The following is a 2,546-nucleotide window of genomic DNA, read 5'->3' on the forward strand; positions in this document are numbered from 1 at the left end:
CCGCGCCCGCGCGGCGGCGACCACCCGTTCGGCGGGCTCCTCCCACGGGTGCGGGGCGAGGTTGAAGGTGCACCAGTGGATCGGCAGCAGCAGGTCGCCGCGCAGGTCGAGGTGGGCCCGCACGCCCTCCTCGGGCGTCATGTGGACGTCGGGCCAGAAGTCGCTGTAGGCGCCCACCTGCATCATGGTCGCGTCGAACGGCCCGAGCCGGCGGCCGATCTCGGCGAAGCCGGCGAAGTGGCCGGTGTCCCCGCTGTGGAAGACGGTGCGGCCGCCGCCCGCCACCACCCAGGACGCCCAGAGGAAGAGCGGGCTGGTGCGCGGGCCGCGGCTGCAGTAGTGCCGGGCGGGGGTGGCGGTCAGGGTCAGACCGGCCACCTCGGCCGACTCCCACCAGTCGAGTTCGACGATCCGGCCGGCCGGCACCCCCCAGTGCTCCAGGTGCGCCCCGACGCCGAGCGGCACCGCGAAGACGGCGCCGGTGCCGGTCAGCGCCCGGATGGTGCCCATGTCGAGGTGGTCGTAGTGGTCGTGGGAGACCACGACCACGTCGACCGGGCCGAGTTCGGCGAGCGGCAGCGGCACCGGGTGGAGCCGCTTGGGGCCGGTCCAGGAGAACGGGGAGCAGCGCTCGCCCCAGACCGGGTCGAACAGCACCCGGCGGCCGCCGATCTCGGCGAGCACCGTGGCGTGGCCGAGCCAGCTGAGCCGCAGGCCGGAGGCGGGCGGCGTGGCGAGATCGGCCGGGAGCAGCCGGTGCAGCGGCACGGCGGCGGCCGGCACCCGCCGGGCGCGGTCGGCGGTCAGCTGGGCGCGGGCGATCTCCAGTGGGCTGCGCGCGGAGACCATCCGGCGGGTCGGGACGGGGTTGCGGAAGGCGCCGTCGGCGAACTGGGGCGAGCGGCGGATCCGGGCCAGCCGTTCGCCGCGCGGCTCGGCGCCGAAGGCGTCCGTCCGGACCCGGTGCCAGGCCGCCCGGGGCAGTCCGGCCAGGCCGGGGGGCGTGGCGAGCTTGGAGGACGCGCCGGAGGCGAGGGCCGAGGGCAGGCCGAGGGCGCGGGAGTACCACGGGGCGGCTGGGCGGGGCACGGCACCTCCAAGGACGGCGACGGTTACCTGGCATGCCGGGGCGCGTACCACCGACCGGAACGCCGAATCGGTACGACAACCATCTCGTCGGAGATTACTCGTGCTCGGCCTTCCGGACCCGGCGAGCGGCGGCCGCCGTCCGCCGACCAGGGGCCTTCCCCCGTGATCAGGCGTAGAAACGGGTGATCGTCTCGGCGACGCAGTGCGGCTTGGCGCTCTCCGCGCTGGTGATGGTGAACCGGACCACCGCCTGCACGCCGCCCGTCACCTCGGTGGCGGAGACCAGCTCGGCCTTCGCCCGGATCGCCGTCCCGACCGGCAGCGGCGAGGGGAAGCGGACCTTCTCCGAGCCGTAGTTGAGCGCCATCCGCACGCCCTGGACGTCGTAGCACTCCTTGGCCAGCACCGGGATCATCGACATCGTGAGGTAGCCGTGCGCGATGGTCGAGCCGAACGGGGTCTCCTTGGCCCGCCGCGGGTCGACGTGGATCCACTGGTGGTCGCCGGTCGCCTCGGCGAACAGGTTGATCCGGTCCTGGTCGACGGTGTGCCACTGGCTGGTGCCCAGTTCGGTGCCGACGGCGGCGGTCAGCTCGGCGAGGGTGGCGAAGGTGGTCGTCACGGGCACTCCTGGGGCAGGCGGGACGGGCTGAACTCCGCAGAGTATGCCTACTCGCCGGTCACCTGTCAGGGGGTTCCGGGCAAGACCTCAGGAGTGCGGGACGGGGCGGCCGGCGGTGGTCAGCCGGCGGCCGCTGATCAGTTCGGGCACCAGGGAGACGAACATCGGGTCCGGGTCGCCGACCCAGGGCCGCAGGCCCGAGCCCAGCGCGCGGCGGATCTGCTCCGGGTCGCGCAGGACGTCCGCCCGGCCGTGCACCAGCACGCTCCAGCCGGTCCGGGTGACCGGGTCCAGCTGGTCGGCCTGGAAGGCGACCACGGTGCCGTCCAACCCGCGCGCGGTTGCACTACCCCGGCGCACGGCGAGCAGCAGGCGCCCCTCCGGCGTGACCTCGAAGGAGACCGGCAGCACGGCCGGAAGCGCGTGCTCGGTGTACACCACGCGTCCGACGGGCACGGTGCCAAGCAGACGCAGGCACGTGTCCGCGCCGAGTTCCTCCAGGGGGTCGTCACGGTCCATGGGTCCGATGGTCCCCCTCCCGGGCGCGGGCCGACAGGGCCCATGGTCCCTGGGCGATAGGGCCTTGCGGCCGTCCCACGGCCGCCCGGCGGCACCGGGGGAGGGGCGTGGGCGCCGCGGCCGCACGCGGGATCCGGCCCCGGAACGCGACCTGGAGCCCGGCGGTGACGGCGCGGGGCGGTAGCCTGCCCGGCGGTGGCACCGGGGCGCGCCGGGCGTGCCGGGAGCCGCAGGGCGCCACCGGAGGCGCCGGAGGCGCGCGCGGCGGTGCCGGAGCGGACGCGTCGGCACGGACGCGGCGGAACGGTTCGGGGGG

3 protein-coding genes are annotated in these 2,546 nt (G+C 75.5%); all 3 read right to left on the reverse strand.

All coding sequences use genetic code 11. The features are described from left to right. Nucleotides 1-993 (reverse strand): MBL fold metallo-hydrolase (locus tag ABD308_RS28450; protein ID WP_344340473.1); only part of this gene is annotated, 993 nt, incomplete at its 3' end. 262 nt (nt 994-1,255) lie between these two features. Next, a complete protein-coding gene (locus ABD308_RS28455) occupies nt 1,256-1,711 on the reverse strand; it encodes a MaoC family dehydratase (RefSeq protein ID WP_344340451.1) in 456 nt (151 codons plus the stop codon). Between the two features lie 87 nt (nt 1,712-1,798). After that, entirely contained in the window at nt 1,799-2,230 is a 432-nt protein-coding gene (locus ABD308_RS28460; RefSeq protein WP_344340454.1) for a pyridoxamine 5'-phosphate oxidase family protein, read from the reverse strand. Nucleotides 2,231-2,546 lie beyond the last annotated feature (316 nt).

This window comes from Kitasatospora putterlickiae (assembly GCF_039527695.1).
GTDB lineage: Bacteria > Actinomycetota > Actinomycetes > Streptomycetales > Streptomycetaceae > Kitasatospora > Kitasatospora putterlickiae.